Annotated in this window: 24 protein-coding genes; 18 read left to right on the top strand and 6 right to left on the bottom strand. The window is 70.2% G+C overall.

What is annotated here, in order from left to right; translation table 11 throughout:
• The first annotated feature begins 20 nt into the window (after positions 1-20).
• The 11 genes from FHS08_RS04100 to FHS08_RS04050 all read left to right on the top strand — a co-directional run bounded on the left by FHS08_RS04100 (position 21) and on the right by FHS08_RS04050 (position 10,628).
• On the top strand, positions 21-1,226 hold the full coding sequence (locus FHS08_RS04100; RefSeq protein ID WP_167035700.1) for an ABC transporter substrate-binding protein: 1,206 nt from the start codon (positions 21-23) through the stop codon (positions 1,224-1,226).
• A 37-nt stretch (positions 1,227-1,263) separates the two neighbouring features.
• Positions 1,264-2,136 carry a branched-chain amino acid ABC transporter permease gene (locus FHS08_RS04095; RefSeq protein ID WP_167035698.1) on the top strand — a complete coding sequence of 291 codons (873 nt, stop codon included), beginning with the start codon at positions 1,264-1,266 and terminating at the stop codon, positions 2,134-2,136.
• A 62-nt stretch (positions 2,137-2,198) separates the two neighbouring features.
• The gene (locus FHS08_RS04090; RefSeq protein WP_167035696.1) at positions 2,199-3,188 is read left to right on the top strand and encodes an ABC transporter permease subunit; all 990 of its coding nucleotides are present in this window, start codon (positions 2,199-2,201) and stop codon (positions 3,186-3,188) included.
• Positions 3,189-3,191: 3 nt separating this feature from the next.
• Positions 3,192-3,917, top strand: a complete 726-nt coding sequence (locus FHS08_RS04085) for a 3-oxoacid CoA-transferase subunit A (protein WP_208382200.1) — start codon at positions 3,192-3,194, stop codon at positions 3,915-3,917.
• The gene (locus FHS08_RS04080) at positions 3,914-4,606 is read left to right on the top strand and encodes a 3-oxoacid CoA-transferase subunit B (RefSeq protein ID WP_167035694.1); all 693 of its coding nucleotides are present in this window, start codon (positions 3,914-3,916) and stop codon (positions 4,604-4,606) included. Before FHS08_RS04085 ends, FHS08_RS04080 begins: the two co-directional genes overlap by 4 nt.
• Positions 4,603-5,763, top strand: coding sequence for a thiolase C-terminal domain-containing protein (locus tag FHS08_RS04075; protein ID WP_167035692.1), 1,161 nt, complete (start codon positions 4,603-4,605; stop codon positions 5,761-5,763). The genes FHS08_RS04080 and FHS08_RS04075 overlap by 4 nt, the downstream gene beginning before the upstream one ends.
• A complete protein-coding gene (locus tag FHS08_RS04070; protein ID WP_208382199.1) occupies positions 5,763-6,182 on the top strand; it encodes a Zn-ribbon domain-containing OB-fold protein in 420 nt (139 codons plus the stop codon). Before FHS08_RS04075 ends, FHS08_RS04070 begins: the two co-directional genes overlap by 1 nt.
• Positions 6,179-7,201, top strand: a complete 1,023-nt coding sequence (locus FHS08_RS04065; protein WP_167035690.1) for a fumarylacetoacetate hydrolase family protein — start codon at positions 6,179-6,181, stop codon at positions 7,199-7,201. Before FHS08_RS04070 ends, FHS08_RS04065 begins: the two co-directional genes overlap by 4 nt.
• A gap of 100 nt (positions 7,202-7,301) precedes the next feature.
• The gene (locus tag FHS08_RS17070; protein ID WP_167035688.1) at positions 7,302-8,156 is read left to right on the top strand and encodes a VOC family protein; all 855 of its coding nucleotides are present in this window, start codon (positions 7,302-7,304) and stop codon (positions 8,154-8,156) included.
• 16 nt (positions 8,157-8,172) lie between these two features.
• The gene (locus FHS08_RS04055; protein ID WP_167035686.1) at positions 8,173-9,102 is read left to right on the top strand and encodes a fumarylacetoacetate hydrolase family protein; all 930 of its coding nucleotides are present in this window, start codon (positions 8,173-8,175) and stop codon (positions 9,100-9,102) included.
• A complete protein-coding gene (locus tag FHS08_RS04050) occupies positions 9,099-10,628 on the top strand; it encodes a bifunctional 3-(3-hydroxy-phenyl)propionate/3-hydroxycinnamic acid hydroxylase (protein ID WP_167035684.1) in 1,530 nt (509 codons plus the stop codon). Before FHS08_RS04055 ends, FHS08_RS04050 begins: the two co-directional genes overlap by 4 nt.
• Positions 10,629-10,640: 12 nt before the next feature.
• On the opposite strand, the gene FHS08_RS04045 is transcribed toward FHS08_RS04050, so the two are convergent.
• The gene (locus tag FHS08_RS04045; RefSeq protein WP_167035682.1) at positions 10,641-11,231 is read right to left on the bottom strand and encodes a carboxymuconolactone decarboxylase family protein; all 591 of its coding nucleotides are present in this window, start codon (positions 11,229-11,231) and stop codon (positions 10,641-10,643) included.
• A 165-nt stretch (positions 11,232-11,396) separates the two neighbouring features.
• Between FHS08_RS04045 and FHS08_RS04040 the strand changes: the two genes are divergently transcribed.
• The 4 genes from FHS08_RS04040 to FHS08_RS04025 all read left to right on the top strand — a co-directional run bounded on the left by FHS08_RS04040 (position 11,397) and on the right by FHS08_RS04025 (position 16,841).
• Positions 11,397-11,834 (top strand): VOC family protein, encoded by a 438-nt coding sequence (locus FHS08_RS04040; protein ID WP_167035680.1) that lies wholly within the window; start codon positions 11,397-11,399, stop codon positions 11,832-11,834.
• A gap of 234 nt (positions 11,835-12,068) precedes the next feature.
• Entirely contained in the window at positions 12,069-13,142 is a 1,074-nt protein-coding gene (locus tag FHS08_RS04035) for a WxL protein peptidoglycan domain-containing protein (protein WP_167035678.1), read from the top strand.
• A gap of 155 nt (positions 13,143-13,297) precedes the next feature.
• On the top strand, positions 13,298-14,116 hold the full coding sequence (locus FHS08_RS04030; protein WP_208382198.1) for a UTRA domain-containing protein: 819 nt from the start codon (positions 13,298-13,300) through the stop codon (positions 14,114-14,116).
• A 190-nt stretch (positions 14,117-14,306) separates the two neighbouring features.
• Positions 14,307-16,841 carry a glycerophosphodiester phosphodiesterase gene (locus FHS08_RS04025; protein WP_167035676.1) on the top strand — a complete coding sequence of 845 codons (2,535 nt, stop codon included), beginning with the start codon at positions 14,307-14,309 and terminating at the stop codon, positions 16,839-16,841.
• Between the two features lie 69 nt (positions 16,842-16,910).
• Here FHS08_RS04025 and FHS08_RS04020 read toward each other — a convergent pair whose 3' ends face one another.
• From FHS08_RS04020 to FHS08_RS04010, 3 genes are all read right to left on the bottom strand, one after another.
• Positions 16,911-17,270, bottom strand: coding sequence for a nuclear transport factor 2 family protein (locus FHS08_RS04020; RefSeq protein ID WP_167035674.1), 360 nt, complete (start codon positions 17,268-17,270; stop codon positions 16,911-16,913).
• 61 nt (positions 17,271-17,331) lie between these two features.
• The gene (locus FHS08_RS04015; protein WP_167035672.1) at positions 17,332-18,078 is read right to left on the bottom strand and encodes a TetR/AcrR family transcriptional regulator; all 747 of its coding nucleotides are present in this window, start codon (positions 18,076-18,078) and stop codon (positions 17,332-17,334) included.
• A 51-nt stretch (positions 18,079-18,129) separates the two neighbouring features.
• Entirely contained in the window at positions 18,130-18,783 is a 654-nt protein-coding gene (locus FHS08_RS04010; protein WP_167035670.1) for a GntR family transcriptional regulator, read from the bottom strand.
• Between the two features lie 135 nt (positions 18,784-18,918).
• Between FHS08_RS04010 and FHS08_RS04005 the strand changes: the two genes are divergently transcribed.
• The 3 genes from FHS08_RS04005 to FHS08_RS03995 all read left to right on the top strand — a co-directional run bounded on the left by FHS08_RS04005 (position 18,919) and on the right by FHS08_RS03995 (position 23,116).
• Complete coding sequence (locus tag FHS08_RS04005; protein WP_167035668.1) at positions 18,919-19,662, top strand: alpha/beta fold hydrolase; 744 nt, start codon at positions 18,919-18,921, stop codon at positions 19,660-19,662.
• 68 nt (positions 19,663-19,730) lie between these two features.
• Positions 19,731-20,393 (top strand): trimeric intracellular cation channel family protein, encoded by a 663-nt coding sequence (locus tag FHS08_RS04000; RefSeq protein ID WP_167035666.1) that lies wholly within the window; start codon positions 19,731-19,733, stop codon positions 20,391-20,393.
• Between the two features lie 89 nt (positions 20,394-20,482).
• The gene (locus FHS08_RS03995) at positions 20,483-23,116 is read left to right on the top strand and encodes an ATP-binding protein (RefSeq protein ID WP_167035664.1); all 2,634 of its coding nucleotides are present in this window, start codon (positions 20,483-20,485) and stop codon (positions 23,114-23,116) included.
• A gap of 35 nt (positions 23,117-23,151) precedes the next feature.
• On the opposite strand, the gene FHS08_RS03990 is transcribed toward FHS08_RS03995, so the two are convergent.
• Complete coding sequence (locus FHS08_RS03990; RefSeq protein ID WP_167035662.1) at positions 23,152-23,556, bottom strand: hypothetical protein; 405 nt, start codon at positions 23,554-23,556, stop codon at positions 23,152-23,154.
• A gap of 97 nt (positions 23,557-23,653) precedes the next feature.
• A complete protein-coding gene (locus tag FHS08_RS03985) occupies positions 23,654-24,409 on the bottom strand; it encodes an SDR family oxidoreductase (protein ID WP_167035660.1) in 756 nt (251 codons plus the stop codon).
• Positions 24,410-24,420: the final 11 nt, after the last annotated feature.

Raw genomic sequence — 24,420 nt, 5'->3', positions numbered from 1 at the left:
TGCGCATCGCAAAGATCACAATGGCTGTGGTCGCGACGACGTCCCTGTTCGCCCTCGCGGGCTGTGCAGGAGACGCGGCCACCGGTTCCTCCGATGACCCGATCACGATCGGCTGGAGCCTGCAGCTGAGCGGCCCGATCGGGCCGGGCAGCGAGTACATGGTCACGGCGGCGCAGAAGGCCGTCGACGACATCAACGAGGCTGGAGGTGTCCACGTCGACGGCACGAGCCGCCCCCTCGAGCTCAAGGTCATCGACAACCGCTCCGAAGTGCCGACCGTTACGGACCAGACCCGCTCCCTCATCCTCGAGGACGAGGTGGATGCCCTGTTCGGCCCGGTCATCACGGAGTTCTCGGTGGCGGGTGCCGCCATCGCGGAGCAGTACAGCATCCCCTACTTCATCAGCTCGTCGCCCATCGACGGATTCCGCGCCGCGAACCCCTCGGGCTGGACGTATGCCTGGAACCTCTTCTCGAGCGAGAAGACGCAGGCCGAGACCGCCGTCGCGGGCATGGTGGCCGCCGACAGCAACAAGAAGGTCGCCCTGTTCTCCGACACGTCGAACGACGGCGTGACGCAGCACGACACGTACGTCGCCGAACTGGAGACGAACGGATTCGAGATCGTCGCGGACGCCACGTTCCCCCTGAACACGACGGACTTCTCGGCCGCCGTGACCGAGGCCAAGGCATCCGGCGCCGACATCGCGATCGCGATCACGTTCCCCGTCGACGGCGGAAACCTCATCAAGGAGTTCAAGGCGCAGCAGTTCGCCCCGAAGATCGCGCAGTTCCCCAAGTCGGCCGACGGCGCGCTGTGGCCGGGCATCGCGGGCACGCTCGGCGTGGGCGCGCTCGGCACGGGCACGTGGGGCGTGGAGGATCGTGGCGAGGGTGCGGAGGAGCTCGACGCGTACATGACGGATGCCGGAGCCCCCGTGCCGCTCATCGCCCAGGGTGCGCACTACTACGCCCTCGTGCAGTTCTACGCCGCCGCGATCGAGGCGGCAGGCTCGACGGATCCTGCCGCCGTCAACGACGTGATCCCGACGCTGACGGTCGACACGGTCTCGGGTCCGGTGCATTTCACCGACGAGAACGTCTCGGAGATCCCCGTCTACACGTGGCAGTGGACCGGCACGACCGCCGAGGACATGACGCCCGTTCAGGTGTTCCCGAACATCGGCACCGCACTCGTCACGCCGCCGCCGGGACTCGCGGGCTGAGTCCGGGTCGACCACACGGAAAGGAGGTGGTGGGCGGATGCTCCTGCAGACCATCGTCAACGGCGCTCTCACGGGCGGACTGACGGCGATCATCGCTCTCGGCCTGTCACTGCTGATCGGCGTGCTCAGGCTCATCAACCTGGCGCACGGCGAGTTCATCGTGGGATCCGCTTACGTCGCGTTCCTGCTCACGCAGGTGATGTCGATGCCTCTCCTCGCCGCCATTCCCGTGACCATCGCAGTCGCGATGCTCGTCGGCTACATCGTGCAGCGCGGCCTGTTCACGCCCTTGCTCGAGCGCGGGGGCGCGGACGGACCGCTCGTGGCCTCGTTCGGCCTCTCGCTCGTGCTGCAGGGCGTCTTCGTGCAGTTCTTCACGAATGACTCGCGTGCGCTCGCCTCCGATGTCGGCTCGGCCGGGGTCGACCTGCTGCCCGGCGTGCGCGTGCGGGCGATCTACCTCATCGCCTTCCTCGTCGCGGTGGCGCTCACTCTCGCGATCTGGCTCGTGTTGCACCGCACGCGGGTGGGAGCGGCCGTGCGCGCCGCTGCGGCCGATCCCGTGACCGCACAGACGCAGGGCATCGACGTGAACCGTCTGTTCGCGTGGGTCATGGCGGTGTGCGCAGGGGTCGCCGCGATCGGTGGCGTCGTCATCGGCGTCTCGTCCGGCTTCGGGCCGGCCAGCGGCCAGGCGATTCTGCTCGCGGGCATGGTCGTCGTCGTGCTCGGCGGCGTGGGGAACGTCATCGGAACCCTCGTCGCCTCGCTCCTTGTCGGCGTGCTCACGTCGCTGCTCAACGTGTGGCTCGGTGGCGGCTTCCAGAACATCGTCGTCTACGTGCTCTTCCTCGTCGTGCTCGCACTCCGGCCCCAGGGCATCTTTCCGACGAAGGGGGTGAGGGCATGACAATGCTGACTCGATCCGGGCCTCTGACGCCCACGGGCACCGTGCGCACCTGGGAGGAGCGCGTGACACCTCTCTATCGGCGCACGCGAACCATCGCGCCGCCGGTCGTCGTGGTCGTCATCGCCGCCGTGCTCATGGGAGTCGTGCTCGGCGGCGCGAAGCTGTCGCTCGTCGACACGGCAGCGCGCATCGCGCTCCTGATCGCCGTCGCGCACGCGTGGAACCTCCTCGCCGGCTTCGCGGGGCTCATCTCGCTCGGAACATCCGCCTTCGTGGGAGCAGGCGCGTACACGGTCGCGATGGCCGTCGCGAACCTCGGCTGGCCATGGTGGGCGGCACTCCTCCTCGTCGTCCCCGCGATGCTCGTGGTCGGCTATCTTCTGTCGATTCCGCTCCTGCGGCTGCGCGCCGACTACTTTGCCATCGGCTCGTTCGCGGCGCTGCTCGCGCTGCATGCAATCGCGTCGAATCTCGGCGTGTTCGGCCGCAGCATGGGGGTCCCCATGCCGACAGCCGCCCTCCCGGATCCGCGAACGACAGCGGCTCTCGCCATCGCGGTCGCGGCCGTGACCGTGCTGGCGGTCGTGTACCTGTCGGTGTCGCGGTTCGGACTGCGCCTCCAGGCGATCCGCGACAACGAGGCGGCAGCCAAGACGCTCGGGGTCGCAGTCAAGAGCAGCTATCTCATCGTGTTCGTCCTCTCGTCGGTGCTCACGGGTCTCGCGGGCGGAGTGCTCGCGCTTCAGGACGGATCGGCGACGCCTGCGAACTCGTTCGCGATGAGTTGGACGATCGGCGCCCTGCTCATGGCCACGGTCGGCGGTGTGGGCACGGTGACAGGTCCCGTCATGGGCGTCTTCGTCGTCTACTGGCTTCTGCAGAAGCAGCTCGAGGACTTCGCGGCGCTTTCCCTGATCATCCAGGGTGCGCTTCTCATCGTTCTCGTGCGCGCCGCGCCGACCGGCATCTGGCCACCCGTCAAGCGACTCGGGAAGACGATCCTGCTGCGCACGAGAGACCGCAGGCTCGCGTCTGCCGGAAAGAAGGCATAGCCCGTGCCCGTCATCGACAAGTTCACCGACGACATCGGCTCCGTCGTCGCGCAGATCCCGGACGGCGCGACGCTCGCGATCGGCGGCTTCGGGTACGCGGGACTGCCCCTCACCCTGTGCGACGCCCTGTGCGAAGCGGATCGGCGCGACCTCACTATCGTCTCCAACAACATCGGCGGCGAGGATCGCGGCGGCGGCCGGCTGGCCCGCGAGGGTCGCGTGCGCAAGTTCGTGGGCTCGTTCCCGATAGCTCCCGTGTTCACGGAGCAGCTCATGACGGGTCGCGCCGAGATCGAGCTGCTGCCACAGGGCACGATGGTCGAGCGACTCCGCGCGGCCGGTGCAGGAATCGGCGCGTTCTACACGGCGACGTCCGTCAAGACGAGCCTCGCAGACGGAACCTACCCGTCGCGCTACGACGCCGACGGACATCCCGTTGCGTTCATGGCGCCGAAGGAGACGCGCGAGATCGACGGGCGCCTCATGGTGCTCGAGTACGCGCTGCACGTCGACTTCGCGTTCGTGAAGGCGCACCGCGCGGATCGCCTCGGCAATCTCCAGTTCCGCCTCGCTGCGCGCAATTTCAATCCCGCCGTCGCCATGGCGGCGAAGGTTGCGATCGTCGAGACAGAGGAGTTCGTCGAGGTGGGCGACATCGAGCCCGACGATGTGCATCTGCCCGGGCTCTTCGTGGACCACGTCGTCTTGAGCGAGGGAGCGGCGCGATGAGCCCCGCGATCGGGGGCGAGGCGGCCGGGCTCCTCGCCGCCGACGGCGCGGGCTGGAGTCGCGAGGGAGTCGCAGAGCGCGCCCGCCGAGATCTGCGCTCAGGTTCGTTCGTCAACCTCGGCATCGGGATCCCGCAGCTCGTCGCGGACTTCGTCGAGCCCGAGGCGGAGATCTACATCCACTCCGAGAACGGGATCATCGGCGCAGGCCCGGGAGCCGCAGAAGGAGAGGAGGATGCCGACATCGTCGACGCAGGCAAGCGCCATATCACGCTCGTACTCGGGGCCTCGACGTTCGACTCCGCACTCTCGTTCGCGATCATGCGCGGCGGGCATCTCGACTACTCGCTGCTGGGCGGCATGGAGGTCGCGTGCAACGGCGACCTCGCGAACTGGGCCGCGCCGGGCCGCACGCCGGGGGTCGGCGGCGCGATGGACCTCGTGCAGGGCGCGAAAGAGGTGTGGGTGCTGCTGCTGCACCGTGGGAAGGGCGGCGAGTCGAAGATGCGCGTCCGGTGCGAGCTCCCGCTCACCGGCGCCGGCGTCACGACCCGCGTCTACACCGACCTCGGCGTCTTCGAGCCCGCAGGTGCCGCCTTCCGTGTGATCGAGCGTGCTCCCGGCGTGACGCGCGCACTGCTCGAAGAGGCCACGGAAGCGCCTCTCGAGTGGCCGGAGCCCGACGCATGACGGTGCTGAAGGCACGGCATCCTGCCCGCATCATCGGCGCATACGAGCACCCGGCGCGGAAGCTTCCGGGATACACGCTCGACCGCCTCTACCTGGAGATCATGGCGGGCGCGCTGCGCGATGCCGGCATGACGACCGACGACATCGACGGTCTCGTCGTGTCGACGGTGCCCGGATGGGCGCCGAGCATGGCCGAGACCCTCGGGCTCAACGGGCTGCGTTTCATCGACAGCACCGACACGGGCGGGTCGACGTACGTCTCGGGCGCGGGGCGCGCCGCGAGAGCGGTGCAGGAGGGACGATGCCGCGCGGTGCTCGTCATCCACGGCGGGCTCCCGCTTCAGGGGCTCGACTCCATGCCCGTGGGCGCCTCGGCGGATCCGTTCGAGATCGCGCACGGATCGTTCACGGTGCCCGAGTACGCGATGGTCGCGCGGCGTCACATGCACCAGTACGGGACGACGCCGGAGACGCTCGCGGGCATCAAGGTCGCGGCATCCGTGCACGCGCAGCACAATCCGAACGCGCTCCTGCGGACACCCGTCACAGTCGAGGAGGTGCTCGACTCGCCGTGGATCGCGGAGCCCCTGCACCGGCTGGACTGCTGTGTCACCACCGACGGGGGCGGCGCGATCGTCGTCGTCTCGGAGGAGACGGCGAAGGAGCGCGGCTCGGGAGGCCCGAAGATCCTCGCGACGGAGGAGGCGATCACCCACTCGCGCAACGGCTCGTACGATCTCGCGACATCGATCTCGGCGACGACGGGAAGGCGCGCGTTAGAGACGGCGGGCATCTCGGTCGCCGACGTCGACTACGTGTCGGTCTACGACTCGTTCACGATCACGGCGCTCGTCAACCTCGAGGGTCTCGGATTCTTCGAGCCCGGCCAAGGCGGACGGCTCATCGCCGACGGGCAGCTCATCGCGCCCGACGGGCGCATCCCGATCAACACCGACGGCGGAGGTCTGTGCAGCAGCCACCCCGACCGCCGTGGCGGCATGGCACGCATGCTCGAGGCGGTGCGTCAGCTCCGTGGTGAGGCGAGGCCCGCGGTCCAGGTCCGCGACGCCGAGTTCGCGGTCGTGCACGGCAGCGGCATGTCGATGGGCACACGCGCCGCGGGGGCCACCGCGATCCTGCAGAGAGGGGATGCCTGATGCCTCGCGCGCTGCCGTATCTCGAGGTGGCCGTCACCGCCGACACGTCGCGCTTCTGGAGCGAGCTCGCCCGGGGCCGTGTGACGTTGCCGTGGTGCGCGGTGTGCGACCGCCACGTCTGGTTCCCGAAGCCGATCTGCCCTGCGTGCCTCACGACGGTGGAGGCGGAGCGGACGCTCTCCGGCAGCGGCGACGTCTACTCGTTCTCCATCGTGCACCGGGGCGTGCCCGCGTTCGCCGATGCCTCGCCGTACGTGTTGGCGTACGTGAGCCTCGACGACGGACCCACGGTGCTGGCCAACATCGTCGGCGACGATGCGCTCGACGTGGCGATCGGCGACCGCGTCGCGCTCGTCGCAGGATCGGCGCCCCTCGCGATGGGCGCTCTCCGTTTCGCCCGATCGGAAGGACAGCAATGAAGCTCGGCCGCATCAGCTCCGCCACCCCCGACGGACCCGACGAGCGCATCGTCGCGGTGGACCTCGCCGGCGACCGTGTCGTCGACCTCGCACGCGCGTTCGCCCTCGTCCAGAGAAGGCGAGGAGCGTGGGATGCCGGAGCCCGGCGCCTCGCGAGGGCCGTCTTCCCGTCGAGCATGTCGGCGGCCATCGCCGCGGGACCGCTGTTCCTCGACGCCGCGCACGTGGCGCTCGCCGCAGCCGATGACGCATCGATCCCGCTCGACGCGGTCGACTGGGTGGCGCCGCTGGATCCGCCCATGATCCGGGACGGGCTGACGTTCCAGGACCACATCGTCAATTACTCGCGGCGAGCCGCGAATGCTCTGCCGAATCCGAGCATCTACCGCATGCCTGGCTACTTCAAGGGCTCGACGGGCTCGATCTACGGTCCTGGTGCGGAGGTGCCCTATCCGTCGTTCAGCTCATGGATCGACTACGAGCTGGAGATCGGCTACGTCATCGGCAAGCCGGGCAGTGACCTCACGCCCGACGAGTCGTTCGACCACATCTTCGGAGTCACGATCTTCAACGACTTCAGTGCGCGCGACGTGCAGCTCGTCGAGATCGCGATCGGCATGGGGCCGCAGCACGGCAAAGACTTCGCCTTCGGCATCGGGCCCTGGATCACGACGATGGACGAGATCGGTTCCATCGAGGGCCTGACCGGATCCGTGCGCATAAATGGCGAGGTGTGGTCGCAGTGCCGTGCCGAGAACATGGTGTGGTCGCCCGCCGAGCTCGTCGCCTACGTCTCGGTCGCAGACAGCCTGCAGCCGGGCGACCTCATCGCCTCCGGCACGATGGGCAACGGCTCGTCGATCGAGCTCGGTCGCGAGCTCTCGCCCGGCGACGTCGTCGAACTGACCCTCGAAGGGGTCGGAACGCTCCGCCACACGATGAGCGCCGAGAAGAAGGCCTACCCGTGGTGGCCCGAGCCCAAGCCGTACCCGTTCGCCGATGCCGGAGCGGCCGGCTGACCGTGCGGTTCCCGAACGTGTTCCCGAGCGATGCCCGTGCGTGCGGGCTCGAGAGAGCGAGACGACAGTGGCCTGGGGAGTGATCTCCGAGATGGGTCCGGTGACGATCCGTACGACCGACATCGAGGCGTCCGTGCGAGAGCAGGTCGAGATCCTCGGACTGCACGAGGTCGGCCGGACGGGCGATCGCGTGCACCTCGCGGCGGCGGGCTCTCGGCCTGAGCTGACCTATGTCGCCGGCGGCGAGGACAGCATCGACCTCCTGGGCCTCATCGCGCCGAGCGGCGACGCCCTGTGCGAGGTACGGCGACGCGTCGAGTCCGAGGGGCTCGCGATCATCGGCGATCGCCCAGCGACCGAGGGTGCCGAGGACGGTTTCAGCTTCGTGGGACCGGAGGGTTTCGCGTACGAGGTGCTCCTTCGCACGGGCCTCGGCCCCGTGCAGCCGACGGGCTTCGGGCCGAAGCGGTACGGGCACTTCAACTACCATCCGCGGGACCACCGGGGCATGGTCGAGTTCCTGACGCGCGTGCTCGACTTCCGCGTGTCCGACGTGATCGGCACGGGCGGCTCGCGCGGATACTTCCTGCGCTGCAACGACGAGCACCACGGCATCGCGCTGCTCCAGGGTCGCGGAACGCTCCACCACCACGCGTGGGAGACACAGTCCGTCGTGGACCTCGTGAAGCTCGGCGACCGCCTGCATGCGCGGGGCCGCGAACTGCTGCAGTCGCCCGTCCGCCACGGCGCCGGCCAGAACGTCGCCTGCTATTACGTCGAGCACACGGGCGCCGTCGTCGAGCTCTACACCGACATGGAGCACATCTTCGACGACGACCGCCCGCCGGTCGAGTGGGAGGACGGGGCCGTGTGGTGGAACGAGTGGAGCACGACGACGGGGTTCCTGGCCCAGGGATTCCGCGATCACGGTATCGCGCCGACGACGAAGCGCTGAGACAAGGAGCCAGTACATGAAGTTCGTTCGATTCATCGGGGACGACGGCGTGGGGATCGGCGTCGTCGACGGCGACGTGCACCGCGTCATCCCCGGATACGACGACCTGCTTCCGCTCGTGCAGCAGGGTGAGGACGCGCTGCTCTCGGCAGGCGACGAGGCGCTGCGCTGCGGAGCTGCCATCCGTGCCGAGCGGACGGCGGCGCTTTCGCCGATCGCGACGCCCCCGACCTTCCGCGACTTCTACGCGTTCGAGCAGCACGTCAAGGCCGGCCGCGCCTGGCGCGGACTCGAGATGGATCCGCTCTGGTACGAGCTCCCGGTGTTCTACTTCTCGAACCCGTACGCCTTCCGCGGCGACGGCGATGTGCCGATGACGCCGACGGCTGAGCGGTTCGACTTCGAGCTCGAGGTCGCCGCGATCCTCGGAAAGGGCGGAAGCGACCTCACCCCCGAGGAGGGCGAGGACTGCGTCATCGCGTACGCCGTGCTCAACGACTGGAGCGGCCGAGACGTGCAGCGCAAGGAGATGCTGCTGTCGATGGGTCCCGTGAAGGGCAAGGACACGGCGACCTCGCTCGGACCCTGGCTCGTGACCAAGGACGAGCTCGAGACGTATCGCACGACGACCGGCTTCGATCGCACCATGACGTGCAGCGTCAACGGCGTCGAGTACTCGCGCGCGAACTGGTCGGACGTCCACTACTCGTTCGGCGAGATGGTGGCGTATGCCAGTCGCGGCACGGAGGTGCGCGCGGGCGACGTCATCGGCTCTGGCACGTGCGGCACGGGCTGCATCAACGAGCTCAGTCAGACCTACGGCGTCGACCGGTTCCCATTTCTGAAGCCGGGCGACGAAGTCGTCGCGTCGATCGAGGGCCTCGGGAGCCTGCGCTCGACGATCGTCGCTGCGCACGAGCCGGTCTCCTACCGGAGCGAGCGATGACCGACGCCGATGTCGCGATCGTCGGCTACGGCCCCGTCGGGCAGTCGCTCGCGATCCTTCTCGGCCGGCTCGGGTGGCGCGTTGTCGCGTTCGACCGGCAGCCGGAGCTCTACCCCCTGCCGCGGGCGTGTCACCTCGACCACGAGGCCATGCGGATCCTGCAGGCCATGGGGATCGCTGACGCCGTCCACGAGGCGATCGTCCCTGCGCGCGAGTACCTGCTGCTGCGCGCCGACCTCTCGGTCCTTTCCGACCTGCCGCGCGGCTGGCGGACGCCGACGGGGTGGGAGGCGTCATATCACTTCTTCCAGCCCGACATCGAGGGCATCTTCGATCGGGCCGCCACATCGACGCCGGGTGTCCGAATCCGCCAGGGTGTCGAGGTCAGGACAATCGAGAGCACGGCCCAGGAGGTCGTGCTGACAGTCGGCGCGCCCGGCTCCCCAGGGACCGAGACGGTGCGCGCGACGTTCGCGATCGGCGCAGACGGGGCGAACAGCTTTGTCCGTCGCGCGCTCGGGATCGGCGAGGAGGACCTCGGATTCGAGGCGACGTGGGTCGTCAACGACGTCGAGGTGCACGAGGGACGGTCGCTTCCCGATGTGCCCGATACGGGGCAGGTGCTCGATCCTGCGCAGCCGCGGCACATGGCGTGGCTCGGCGGTCGGCACTACCGCTGGGAGTTCATGCTCTCGCCCGGCGCCGATCCCGTCCAGGCTGCCGCTCCCGAGGCGGTGTGGCCCACGCTGAGCCGCTGGGTCGATCCCTCGACGGCCGATCTGCTGCGATCCGCCGCCTATACGTTCCGCTCGCTCGTCGCCGACACGTTCCGCTCAGGGCGCGTGATGCTGGCGGGGGATGCCGCGCATCTCATGCCTCCGTTCATGGGGCAGGGGATGGTGAGCGGGATGAGGGATGCCGCGACCCTCGCCTGGATGCTCGATCTCGTGCTGCGCGGCTCGGCACCGGTCGCGTTTCTCGACGCATACACCCGCAGCCGCCGCCCGCACGTCCTCGCGTTCATCCGTCAGTCGATGGAGGTCGGACTCCTCGTGTGCGAGACCGATCCCGTGAAGGCTGCTGCACGCGACCGGGTGCTGGCGGCGCAGATCGAGACGCCACCACCCTTCCAGCCGGCAGTCACGGCCTTCGTCGGCGATCATCCGCTCGCGGGGACGATCGCGGTGCAGCCGCGCATCGCGAACCGGGATGGTCGTCTGCTCGACGACGTGCTCGGCTTCCGTTTCGCGCTGCTCTCACCCGCGGCCATCGACGTGGGGGCCGACGTCGCCGCCGCGCTGCGACGGCTGGGCGCCGCGACGGCCGTCATCCGCCCCAGGGGGTCTGCGCCGTCAGAGGGGGATCTCGTGGAGGCCGACCGCCGGTTCACCGACTGGCTCGCGGCATCTGGAGCGGATTGGGTGCTCGTACGCCCCGACGGCTACGTCGCCACCGCGGGTGCAGGAGCCGAGTCTCTGGAGGAATCGCTGGCGTCGCTGTGGGGCGAGATCGCGGTCGCCGCGTAGCGGCCGACTCGCTCACGGCGAGCCGTCGAACTGACCCTGCACCACGTCGGGAACGGCAGGGTCGAACGTCCCTAGCGCCATCGCGAGCATCGAGTAATAGCCGCTGAGCCACACGAGCTCCGCAAGTCCCGTCTCGCCGAACGCTTCGACGGCGCGCGCGTAGTCCGCATCGTCGAGCCGCCCGCGGCGCAGGATCGCCTGCACGACGGCTCGCGCGTGCGCCGCGTCGGGCGGGAGATCCGCCGGTGCGGCCGTGCGGATCGCCTCGAGCTGATCGCCGTCGAGCCCCGCGTCCGCGCCCGCCGCACGATGGGCGAACCACTCGAAGTCGCAGCGGAAGTGCGCCGCGACGGTGAGGATCGCCGTCTCGCGAACGAGCGCGGCGAGGGTTCCGCGGAATCGGATCGCCGCGCCCACGCCCTGCACGGCGTCGCCGATCGAAGGGACGATCGTCATGAGGCCGAAGGGCCCGAGGAGTCTGCCGTCGTCGTCGACGACGGGCACGAGCGGCGTGCTCGCGCGCGGTCCGCCTGCGATCGTGTCGTACACGACGCGCTGGGCATCGGTGAGGTTCGACGGAAGCGGTGAGGTGTAGCGCGGCACGACTCGAGTCTAGGAGCGGCGCGGCGACGGCTGGCAGGCGGTTCACGCGACTGGCCCGAGACCTGGTCGTCTTCCGGCTCCACGCACGTCTCGAGCTCGGGGCGGAGGCGGTCGAGCTCGTCACGAGCCATCACTCGGCGGAGGTGGCGTCGGTAGCATGAGCCCATGGCCATCAAGCTCGACAACGTCGGCATCGCCGTCCGCGACCTCGAAGCCACGATCGCCTTCTTCACCGACCTCGGTCTCACTGTCATCGGCCGTGACACGGTCAGCGGCGAATGGGCCGACACGGCCGTAGGCCTCGACGGCAACCACGCCAGGATCGCGATGCTCCAGACGCCGGACGGCCAGGGTCGCCTCGAGCTCTTCGAGTACATCCACCCCGAAGCGATCGAGACGGACCCTACGCGTCCCAACGAGATCGGGATGCACCGGGTCGCCTTCTCGGTCGACGACATCGACGAGGCCCTGGAGATCGCGGCGCGACACGGCTGCCTGCCGCTGCGCGGCGTCGCCGACTACGAGGACGTGTACAAGCTCACGTACGTCCGCGGTCCCAGCGGCATCATCGTGATGTTCGCCGAGGAGCTCGGCAAGAGCTGACCGCCGATACGCCCCCGAGCGATGTCGAAGAGCTCCTCGGTGGGATTGCGTGCGGAACATGCCGGCGGCGGCATCCTTGCGGGGCGTGCCGCGAGAGATCCCCCCGGGAGATACGACGCGCCAAAGGGCGGTAAACCGAAGGATGCCCGCACCGGCACCCCGTGTTCACTCCGTGGCCACCCGGCGCTGTCACGATGGCTCGCCGTCGCCTCGTCATACCGCAAGGAGCATCCCATGCGCGTCCGCGCCCCTCGCCGCCCGGCGACCTCGCCTCGACTCGTGCCGGCGGTCCTCCTCGGGCTCGCGCTCGCGGTCCTTCCCGGCATCGGCGTGGCAGCTGACACGGGCAACGTGACGTGGGGCGTACGCGCAGCCGACAACGAGCACGGCTCCGAGCGGCGCAACTACGCGTACCAGCTCGAGGGCGGCCAGTCGCTCCAAGACGCCATCACCGTGACCAATCACAGCGATGCACCGCTCTCGCTCGACCTCTATGCCGCGGACGGCTTCACGACGACGAGCGGCGAGCTCGATCTGCTGCCTCGCAGTGAGACCTCGACGGGCGTCGGGTCGTGGATCACCCTCGGCGCGGCGGACGTCGTGATCGAGCCCGGCGAGTCGAGGGACGTCGGGTTCACGGTCGCCGTGCCGGCCGACGTGCCTCCGGGTGACTACGCCGGCGGCGTCGTGACCTCGCTGCGCCACGCAGGCGCGGCGCAGGGCATCACGGTCGACCGTCGCCTCGGCATCCGCGTGCACCTGCGCGTCGGAGGCGAGCTTGCGCCGCGCCTGCTCATCGAGAACGCGGGATTGACGTACGACGGAGCCCTCAGCCCCTTCGACGTGGGGGTGGCGACGGCGACCTTCACGGTGCACAACGCCGGGAACGCCCGGCTCGCCGCGGGCGCCGCCGTGACGCTGAGCGGCCCGTTCGGGCTCTTCCCCGCGACGGCGCAGGAGCTCGCGGCGATCCCGGAACTGCTCCCGGGAGACACGTGGACGATCGAGGTGGCGGTGCCCGGTGTCGTCCCGGCGTTCCTGCTGACCGCCGACGTCGCCGCCACTCCGGAGGTCGTCGCCGTCGCGTCGGCTGACGGCCTTCCGGCGCTTGACGCGGTCCACGCGGCCGCGACGGTGTGGGCCGTGCCGTGGACGCTCCTCGTGCTGGTCGTGCTCATCGCGGCCGGGATGACGGCCTGGCTGCGCGCGCGCCGTCGCCGTCGCCGCGGTGAGGCCGCCCGAATCGAGGCCGCCGTCGCCGCGGCGCTGAACGATCGCGAGCGGACGGACGCGGCCGTCGTGTCGTGACCGCGACGGATGCCTCCGCTCCGCAGGGGGAGCACGGTCGCGCGACGAGGTCGGGCGAGGCGCCCGCCGTCAGCCCAGCACGGACCAGCCGGTCGTCTCCGCCTGGAACGGGGACGGCGGTCTCCGACGCCCGCGTTCCATCGCGACGCGATCGCGTGACGACACTGACGAGTCGACTTCCCGCCGCCGCAGCGAGCGGTCGCGACCGGCCGAACGCCGTCGGACCGCCGCGATTCCGTCGTCTTGCGAATGAGATCGAGGCTCGGATCACGGACGGCCGCTATCCCGTCGACACCGCGCTGCCGAGCGAGACGGCCCTCGCGCGCGAGTTCGGCGTCGCGCGCAGCACCGTGCGCCAGGCTCTGGAGGAGCTGGAGAGCGAGCGGATGCTGCTGTCGCAGCGAGGCGCTCGCTGGTACGCGCACGAGCCGACAAGGCCCCAGAGCCTCAGCGTGCTCCGCTCCTTCGGCCAGTGGGCGCTCGCGGCGGGGCTGGAGCCGACCGGCAGGACGGTGAGGCTCTCACGCGGTCGCGCGACGAGTCTGGAGGCCCGCGAGCTCGGCCTGCACCGGCTCGATCCCGTCCTGCGCATCGTCCGGGTGCGGGCGCTCGGCGAGAGACCCGTCATGGTCAAGCGCACGACGTTCCCGGAATGGCTCGCGGCGATCATCGAGGAGCTGCCGCTCGACGTGCGTTCGATCATGGAGGTCGTCGAGGACAAGCACGGCGTCTGGCTCGCCCATGCCGAGCACCGCATCCAGGCCGTCAGCGCGGGCTCGCTCGACAGCAGGCTGCTGCGGCTGCCTCGCACGGCGCCGCTCCTGCAGGTGATCCGCACGGCGCGCGCGGCGGACGGCCGCGCCTTCGAGTACAGCGACGACCGCTATGTGGCCAGTGCCGTCGCGTTCTCGGTCGTCAACACCGCGGGCGGGCACACGATGCGCGACGGGGATGCCGTGCGGCATCGCCTCTGAGCCGCCGCGGGCTCGCTCGTCGTCCGCCGCCGACCGTTGGGCGCAATGGTCGGCCCTGATCACCGACGTTTCACGGCATGCTCGCTCTCCGCTGTCCTCCTCGCGAGCCGTCCGTAAGCCCGCGCCGGTTCACTGGCGCAGGCCGCCGGAATCCCCGTCGCGCGCCACCCATCGGGAAGGACGAATGCGGATGAGCATCACTACGACACCACCACGGAGGCGCCGCGTCATCGCGGGCCTCGCCACGGCAGCTCTGCTGGCCGCCGGGGGCATCCTCGCCGCCGCGGGACCGGCGCAGGCGGAACCGGAGGAGGCCGATCGCGTCATCCTCCACGAGGACTTCTCGAGCGGTCAGCTTCCGTCGACCTTCAACGCCGTCGCAGGCGAATGGAGGGTCGCGGACGGCAGGCTGCTCGGCACGGGTGCCTCGTACGCGGGGAGCCCGGCGCGCATCACGTTCGGCGAGACGCTCGAGAACTACCGCTTCGATGCGACGCTCCGCTTCGACAGCGTCGAGAACGACTCGCGCTGGCATGCGCTGGCTCTGGACATGCAGCCGGACGGCGCCGTGCCGTGGCAGCATGCCGCGCTGCGCGCGAACACCGCAGCGGGCAACGGGCTCGAGTTCGCTCGACGGACCGCCCAGAACACGTGGGACGTGACCGACACCCACGCCGCCCCGGCCGCAGCGGGCGTCGGCGCAGACGTGCACGTGTCCGTCGTCGTGCAGGGCTCGCACGGCGAGTGGTACTGGGAGGGCACGAAGGTATTCGAGACCGATCAGCTCGCTCGCACGGCGACCGGCATCCAGGGCCTCGTCGTCGACGGCTCGACCGTCTCGTACGACGAGATCACGATCACGGAGATCGACCCGCCCGCACCCGAAGGGGCTCTCGTCTTCGACGAGGACTTCTCAGGCGGCACGCTGCCGGAAGGGTTCGCCCCGGTCGAGGGCGACTGGCGCGTGGCCGATGGACGGCTCGTCGGCTCGGGCGGCAACATCGCGCGCATCACCTTCGGGCCGCACCTCGACGACTACCGCTTCGAGGCCACCGTGCGCTTCGATGCCGTCGCAAACGCGAGCCGCTGGCTTGCGCTCGGGCTCGACATCCAGCCGAACGGCGCCGCGCCGTGGCAGCAGGCGGCGGTGCGCACGACGACCAGCACGGGCAGCGGAGTCGAGTTCGCGCAGATGAACATCGACGGCCAGTGGTACGTGCCGTTCACGGGCACGGCGCCGTACGACGCGGGAACGGGTCGCGACGTCCGCGTCGCCATCGTCGTGCACGGCGACCGCGCGGAGTGGTACTTCGACGGGCAGAAGGTGCTCGACGGCTCGCAGCTGCTCCGCAGCGCCGACGGCATCCTGGGCTTCACGCAGAACGGGGTGACTGCGTCGTACGACGACATCGCCGTCTACGAGCTCCAGCCGCTGCCCGAGCCCGAGCTGCTGCCGTGCATCCCGGGCACCGTGAACCCCGGACAGACCGGCGTGATCATCGGCCACCGCGGATACTCGTCGCGTGCTCCCGAGAACACCATGCCGGCGATCGAGCGGGCGGAGCAGGCCGGTGCGGACTACTTCGAGATCGACATCGACTACACGGCCGACGGCGTGCCAGTGCTGCTGCACGATGACACGCTCGACCGCACGACCGACGGGACGGGCCGCATCCACGACGTCACGTGGGACTACGTGCAGACGCTCGACGCGGGCTCGTGGTACGGTCCCGAGTTCGTCGGCACGAAGGTGCCGTCGTTCGAGGAGGTGCTCGACTGGCTGCAGGATGCCGACATCCACCTCCTTCTCGAGTACAAGGGCGACTGGCCCAACCCGTACCTGCAGACCACGATCGACCTCATCGAGCAGTACGGAGTGCGCGGCAAGATCATCGCCCAGAGCTTCAACTTCGACATCGAGGACCGGCTGAACCGGCTGTATCCGGAGCTTCCGGGCATGCTCCTGGTCGGCGGGAGCCTGCCGGCGAGCGTCGTCGACCTGGTGAAGCAGTACGGCCAGATCGGGATCAACCCGTCGAGCGCACCGGGTCCCGAGGAGCTGCGCGCGCTTCACGAGGCGGGACTGAAGGTGTTCGTCTGGACGCAGAACTCCGCGTCCGCATGGGCGAACCTCACGGCGCTGGGCGTCGACGGCATCATCACCGATTACCCCGGTGAGCTGCGGGAATGGAGCGAGGCCTACAACGCCGCCAACCCGGGAGCGGGGGCGTGCGCCGACGACGAGAACGCGCAGCAGCTGCGCGTCGAGGTGCCCGAGGCGTCGGGTCCGGGTGAGTTCATCTGGAACATCGACGGCACCAACGGCATCGTCGATCTCGGCGTCGCCGAGAACGCGGGCGACCACTGGGCGGCATCCGGCTCGATCAACCCGATCCGGGTGACCGACACGCGAGCGGCATCCCCGGAGTGGTCGGTGTCGGCGCAGGTGGGCGACTTCACCTCCGGCGGCGAGTCGTTCTCGGGCAAGAACCTCGGATGGACGCCCACGGTGCGCGAATCCGGCGGCGGCGCGGCGGCCGGCGCGGCGGTGCTGCCGGGGTTCCTCGGCGGTGACGGCCTGTCGGTCTCCTCGACGCTCGGCCACGCGCAGGACGGTCACACGAGGGGCTCGGCGCTGCTCGGCGCGGACCTCGACCTGCGGCTGCCGCTCGACGTGGTCGACGGCGCCTACGAAGCGACGCTGACGCTCACGGCGCTCGGCTGAGTCCGCACGGAGCGGGTCGGATGCCGCGGCATCCGGCCCGCTCTCGTGTCGGCGGGCACGCAGCCGATGTCAGGGTGCGATCACGAGCGAGCGGATCCTGTCGCCTTCGAGCGTGAAGTGAAAGCGCAGGTCGACGGTGCCGCCGGGGAAGTCGCCCTCGAGGTGGCCGACGACGATCCACTCGGCATCCCCGATCTGCTGCTGCCCGATGTGCGTCGTCGTGTACGTGTACTCGGCCGACGAGCCGGCGATCCAGTCGCGGATCTCGGAGACTCCGGTGTAGGTCGACCCGGCATCCTCCACGACGGCGTCCGTCGCGAAGGCGGACGCGACCGCCTCGCGATCGGGGTTCTCTCCGCTGCGCTGCAGATAGCGGGTGACCGCGTCGGGCAGCAGTGCGGGCTCGTAGGGGGCGTATGACGTGTTCATGGTGTTCTCCTCTCCCCGGCGCCGCGTTCGGCGGAGCGGGCTGAACACCAATATAGCAGCGCTATAGTGCAGCGGCTCCGAGTGCTATATCGGGAGCTGTCGCGGCCAGCTCGCGCAGCCAGGCGTGCAGGAGGGCCGTCTCGGGTGCGCCCAGGGGAGACCCCTGCGCATCGAGAGCGGCCTGCAGCGCGATCGCCGTGCTCGACACCGTCGGCACGGACTCGCGCGTGCCGCTCGATCGCGTGATGGACGCCAGGATCGCGTCGCGGGTCCGCCGCGACAGCTCCCCGTCGACGGGCTCGCCCGCGTTCGCGATGAGGGAGAGGACGACGCCGCTGCTCGCCGCGAGGATCTGGCGCGCCGCGTCGGCGGGCGCGACGGTGAGCCGGCCGTGCAGGGCGGCGGGCTCGAGGGTCGAGAGGATCATCTCCTCGACCTCGGAGACGACGCGGCACGGCGTCTCGCGGCCGATCGGCGCGTAGATGTATCCGTAGAACCGCGGATGCTCGACGCCGAACTGCACGTGGATGTCCCACGCGTCGCGGATGGCGTCGAGAGGATCGGACGTGTCCTCGGCGCCCAGCGGAGGACGCGCGGCGAGGAAGCGACGGAATCCGTGGCTCACGACATCGTCGAGGAGGCCCTGCTTGCTGCCGAAGTGATGGTAGAGCGTCGGCGCCTGGACGCCGGCCGCCTCGCAGATCGCGCGGGTGGAGACGTCGCCGCCGTCCGCCTCCTCCAGGAGGCGGGCTCCCGCGAGCAGGAGACGGTCTCTCACGGGGACGGCGGCGGGCGAACGTGATGTCATGGCGCTACCCTACCGCGTGTAGCGGGTGCGGGAGTCGGTGGGCGGCGGCGATCAGGCCGCGTACGGGGTCGTGGGCAGACTGTGCCAGGTGTCGAAGGCGACAGCCGCAGCGCCGTCCGCGTCTCCTGCGGCGGACAGCGCGATGAGCTTCTCGTGCAGCTCCACGGATGCTCGGCCGTTCGATCCGAACCGCAGTCGCTCCACGCGACGGAGCACGGGGGCGAACTGATCGAGCACCGACTCGAGCGCTCGATTGCCCAGCGCAGCCACGGGCACGGCGTGCAGGTCGTCGTCGGCGTCGAGCGCCGCCGCCACGTCTCCCGAGTCGAGCGCGCGCGCGAAGCGCCGGTTCGCCTCGCGCATGCGCTCGAGCGCCTCGGCGTCGAGCTTTCCCGCGGTCTCACGAACGGCGAGCTCGTGCATCGCCGCGATGACGTCCCGCGCGTCGCGCAGCGAGACCTCGTCGATCCCGCTCACGATCGTCGAGCGGCCGGGCTGGGCGACGACGAGACCGCTGCCGGAGAGGCGGAGGAGCGCTTCCCGGACGGGCGTGCGGCTCACTCCGAGCCACGCCGCCAGGTCGCCGTCCTTCAGCTGCTCGCCCGGGCCGAACGTGCCGTCGACGATGGCGTCCCTGAGCCGGCGATAGACGTCGTCTCGAAGCAGGGTGCGGTCGATTGCGGGAGCGTGCGACGGGATGGGCATGCAACATATTGCACACAATCCCTCGCACAACGCCAATCGGCTCGCCTTGCTCGGGAATATCCTCCGATGCTTGACGTTCCATTCCGCAACGCAATATATTGCGTATCACATATCACCTGATCGAAGGAGTCTCCCATGTCGCACACCGTCTTCCACTCCGAAGAGGGCAGGCCCACCGTCGTGCTCGTGCACGGCGCGTTCGCCGAGTCCGCCAGCTGGGACGGCGTCGCCGGCCGCCTGCAGAGCGAGGATCTGCCGGTCCTCGCGATCGCCAACCCGCTGCGCGGTCTCGCACACGACGCCGCCTACGTGCGCAGCGTGGTCGACAGCATCGACGGCCCCGTCGTCATCGCCGGCCACTCCTACGGCGGCTCCGTGATGAGCGAGGCGGCCGAGGGGGCGGAGAACGTCCGCGCGCTCGTGTTCGTCGCGAGCTTCGAGCTCGAGCCGGGCGAGAGCACGGGGGAGCTGGCCGCCAAGTTCCCCGGCGGCGAGCTCGGTCCGGCGCTCGAGTCGGTGCCGTTCCCCGCCAACGGCAGCGCGGCAGGGACCGACCTGTACATCCAGCAGGACAAGTTCCGCGCGGTGTTCGCCGCCGACCTGCCCGAGCACGATGCGGCGCTGATGGCGGCGACGCAGCGCCCGATCGCGGCGGCTGCCCTCGAGGACAAGGCGACGAAGGCGGCCTGGCGCAGCATCCCCTCCTGGGCTCTCGTGACCCTCAAGGATCTCGCCATCCCCGCGCAGTCCATGCGGTTCATGGCCGAGCGCGCCAAGTCGCACGCGGTCGAGATCGACGCGTCGCACGCGGTCACCGTCTCGCAGCCCGACGCCGTGGCCGACCTCATCCTCGAGGCCGTCCGCAACACGACCCGCTGACGGCACAGGGCCGGCATCCCGCCTCACGGATGCGGGATGCCGGCCCCTCCCGATGGAGGAAGGCAGACATGGACATCACACCGCTGCACGTGCCGCTCTGGGTGGAGCTGATCGCCGCCGGCCTCGGCGGACTGCAGGGCGCGATGTTCGCGGCGGGGGTCAAGGACCGCCGCATCGACGTTCTGGGCGTCATCGTGATCGGCGTCGGAGTGTCGCTCGGAGGGAGCCTCCTGCGCGACATCGTGCTGAACCAGCAGCCGATCGTGGTCTGGAGCAACTGGTACGTGCCCGTCGCTTCGGCATGCGCGGTGATCGGCATGGCGCTTCAGCCCCTGTTCGTGCGGGCGACGTGGGTCATCACCGTGCTCGATGCGGTCGTCATGGGGCTGTTCGGCGCGATCGGGGCCACCAAGGCCCTCTCCCTCGGCGTCGGCGAGGTCGGCGCCCTCCTCGTCGGTGTCGTCGGCGCGATCGGCGGCTCCCTCGTGCGCGACCTCCTGCTCGGCATCCCCGTCGCGTTCCTGCAGGTCGGCTCGCTCTATGCCGTCGCAGCCGCCGCCGGTTCGGCGATCCTCATCGTGCTCGCGGCCCTCGGGACGCCGGTCCCCATCGCGGGTCTCGTCGGCGTGCTCGTCACGACCGTCGTCCGGCTCGGCGCTGTGCGCTTCGACTGGACCTTTCCCGAGCAGCGACCGCTGCGGGCGCCTCGCCGCAGGGCGCGCCGAGCGTAGGCCAGCCCAGGCGAGCGAACGCCCCACACCCTTTCGACCCGTTCCACGAACCACCCGACCGCGCGCTCGCGCGAAGACAGGATCTCCCCATGAACGTCGCTCGAGCAGCGATCCGCACCCCTGACCACCGCATCCGGGTCTTCGTCAGCTCCACTCTGCGCGAGCTCGAACCCGAGCGGCTCGCCGTGCGCTCCGCGGTGGAGCGGCTGCGGCTCGCGCCGGTGATGTTCGAGCTGGGCGCCCGTCCGCACGCCCCGAGCGCGCTGTACCGGTCGTACCTCGAGCAGAGCGACATCTTCGTCGGGATCTACTGGCAGAAGTACGGCTGGGTCGCGCCGGGCGAGCGCATCTCGGGCCTGGAAGACGAGTATCGGCTCTCGAGCGGCCTGCCCACGCTCATCTACGTCAAGCATCCGGCCCCCGATCGTGAGCCGCGCCTCGAATCGCTGCTCGACGACATCCGCGCCGACGGGCGCACCTCCTACAAGTCGTTCCGGACGCCCGGAGAGCTCGCCGACCTCGTCCTGTCCGACCTCGCGACCCTACTGGCGGAACGGTTCGACGCCGCACGCGCGGGCACTGCGTCGGCCGCCACCGTGCGGCACGCGCCCGACATCCCGGTGCCGTACAACGAGCTCGTCGGCCGCGACCGGGAGCGTGCCGAGATCGGGGCCCTGCTGGCACGTCCGGCCACGAGGATCGTGACCCTCGTCGGCCCCGGCGGCGTCGGCAAGTCGCGCCTGGCGATCGAGATCGCGAGGGATGCCGCGGCCGCGGGCCGCGAGGTCGCGTTCGCCGCCCTCGAGTCCGTGAGCTCGCCGGACCGGGTGATGACCGCGATCGCGCGTGCGCTCGGCGTGCGCGACACAGGCGACGCGCCGCTCGTCGGCAAGGTCGCCGCCGCCGTCGCCGAGCGCGACGTGCTCCTCGTCGTAGACAACATGGAGCACCTGCTCGCCGCCGCCGACGTGCTCGTGACGCTGATCGCCGACGCGCCGCACCTGCAGCTCCTCGTGACGAGCCGGTCGCCGCTGAGGTTGCGGTCGGAGCGCGTCTTCGCGCTCGAACCCCTGGATCTTCCCGACGTGGACGACTCGGCGAACGCCGCAGCCGGTGCCTCGGCGGTCGCGCTGTTCGTGGCCAGAGCGACCGCGGTGAACCCGTCGTTCCGGCTCACCCGCGACAACGCCGACGAGATCGTGGGGATCTGCCGCGCTGTGGACGGGATGCCGCTCGCGATCGAGCTCGCCGCGGCGCGCATGCGGATCCTCTCGCCCGCGCAGATCCTGGAGCGGATGGACTCGGCGCTCGACCTGCTCGTCAGCGCGGGACGCGACCTTCCCGAGCGCCAGCGCGCTCAGAAGAGGACGATCGAGTGGAGTGTCGACCTGCTCGACGACGAGTCGCGTCGCGCTCTGTCGCTGCTCTCGGTCTTCAGAGGCGCATTCGCCTTCGGCTCGGCGGAGGAGATGCTCGCGGCGGTCGGCGTCGAAGACCCCCTCGGCCGCCTGGAGGCGCTCGTCGACGCGAGCCTGCTCTCGCGGACGGAGCAGTCGGGGGCCGAGACGTTCCGCATGCTCATGCTCGTCCGGGCGTACGCCGACGAGCAGCTCACGCCCGAGCTGCGCGAACGGGCGACGGCGGCGTGGATCGACCTGTACTCCGAACATGCCCAGCGCGCCGCGATAGAGCTGCGCGGCCCCGGTCAGCACGGCGTCCTGCAGTCGCTCGAACGCGAAGTCGAGAACGTCGCCGGCGTCGCGCGCGCGCTCATCGACCGGCGCGAGCTCGACGCCGCCGCCGACTACGCGTGGGCGCTGTACCTCTTCCTTTGGGTGGGGGGATACCTCGGGATCGTGCGGGAGTGGATGGCAGAGCTGCTCGAGCTCGCCGTGCACGAGAATCGCGGGCTCAGCGTCCGCGCCCGCGCGATCGCGCTGTACTACACGAGCGCGATCCGGTTCTGGCAGGACCCCGACTACGACCCGACGGTCGGCATGCGCGAGAGTCGCGAGCTGTTCGCCGCCAGCGGCGAGACCTTCGGCGCGGCGTTGGCCGGCGTCTCGATCGCGCTCGGCCTGCTCGCCCGGTCTGAGGACGCCGATGCCGGCGCCGCCACCGAGGCGCTGCGCGTGAGCCTCGACGAGTTCCGCTCGATCGACGATGCGTGGGGTCAGGCGATGGCCCTCGTCATGCTCGGCCGCGTCGCCCTGGTCGCGGGCGACGAGACGGCCGCGCCAGCGCGGTTCGAGGAGAGCCTGCGGCTCGCGACGGCGCAGGGCGAGCTGCTGGGCATCGTCATCGCGCTCAACCACCGGGGGTGGGCGCGGTTCTTCGCGGGCGATCTCGACGGCGCGCGGGCCGACTTCGCGCGGAGCCTCGAGCAGTCGCTCTCGTTGAGACACGACGAGGGCATCGCGTACGGTCTGGAGGGATTCGTCGGGCTCGCCGCGGCGCAGGGCGATGCGCGCCGCGCGGGCCTGCTCCTCGGCGCTGCGCGGGCACTGCGCACGCGCAAGGGCATCCTCAATCCGGGCGCCTTCGAGTTCCACATGATTCCCCTCGCGACGCTGCGAGAGCACGGCGCAGGCGCGGAGCTCGACACGGCGATGGCCGAGGGACGCGGGCTCTCCGTCGCCGAGGCGATCGAGCAGGTCGAGACGCAGCGTGCGGAGTCGGGGTCTGTGCCCCGACTCGCCACGCCCTCCCACCGTGGGCCATGAGGCCTCGAGCTCGACCGTGGAGGCCGTCCGCGCCGTCAGGCGGCGCGGACGGCGGCGGGCCGACGCAGCACGAGGACGGTGAGGATCGCCAGCACGACGATTCCGATCGACTCGACGACGACCGTCTCCGGGACGAGCGTGAAGTCCCACGTCTCCGTGATCCCGAACAGCCCCACCGTGAGCGCGAGCAGGAGCGCGCCCAGCGTCGCGATGAGGAAGAGCAGGCTCAGCACGGCCGCCAGCTGCAGCAGCCGCCCGCGCAGGACGATGACGGCGATCGCGAGGACGAGTCCCGCGACGGCGTTGAGGACGAAGAACACGCCCAGGATGCCGCCGACGCCGTTGAAGACGAGGTAGAGGTGTATCCCGCCCGTGGCCAGAAGGAGGACTGCGCTGAGGATCTGCACGACCCTCAGGACGCCCCGGCTGCTCTCTGCCATGCACTCACCCGCTTCCGATCGGGGGCCCTCCCTGCCGAGGTCCCTCTTCAAAGGACACGAGCCGGCGAAGGAAGGGGTTCAATCCGACGAGCCTGGGCTACGCGCGCGGCGGGTTCAGCGGAAGCCACTCCTCGAGGCGCGTCTCGAAGATGCGGGCGCCCTCGACGGGGAGCAGCGTGCGCTGCTCGATCCTCGCGCCGTAGTACGGGGCGTCGTCGTCGCGGACGACCGTGCGCGGATCGCCGCGGAACGCGAGACCTCGGCGGATGAACTCGTCGAGGCCGAACGCCTCGGGCCCCGCGACCTCGACGTCGCCGACGGGGTCTCCCGCGGCAGCGCCCGCGACGGCGGTCGCGACATCCGCCGCCGCCATGGGCTGGATGAGCGCGCCGGGCAGCCGGATCTGCGTCCCGTCCGTCGAGACGTCGGCGATGCTGCCGAGGAACTCGAAGAACTGCGTCGCGTGCACGAGCGAGAAGGGGATGCCCGACTCGCGGATGAGCCTCTCCTGCGCGACCTTCGCCGCGAAGTAGGGGATGCTCTGCGGGCGGTCTGTGCCGACGATCGTGAGCGCGACGTGGTGCCTCACTCCCGCCGCGGCCTCCGCCGCGAGGAGGTTGCGCGTGGACGTCGTGAAGAACGCGAGCACGGCGGACGGCTCGAACGACGGTGAGTTCGACACGTCGACGACGACGTCTGCGCTCGTCAGCGCCTCGACGAGGCCCTCGCCCGTGATGGTGTCGACCCCCGTGGCGGGTGCCGCCGCGACGGCCTCGTGGCCGTGCTCCGTGAGCTTCGCGACGACCTTCGATCCGATGAGGCCCGTGCCTCCGATGACGACGACCTTTGCCATGTCCTTGCCCT

Origin of the sequence: Microbacterium ulmi (assembly GCF_011759705.1) — a bacterium.
Taxonomy (GTDB): Bacteria; Actinomycetota; Actinomycetes; order Actinomycetales; family Microbacteriaceae; genus Microbacterium; species Microbacterium ulmi.
Note: the sequence above shows the minus strand (reverse complement) of the source record. Positions and strands in the feature narration are given on the sequence as shown.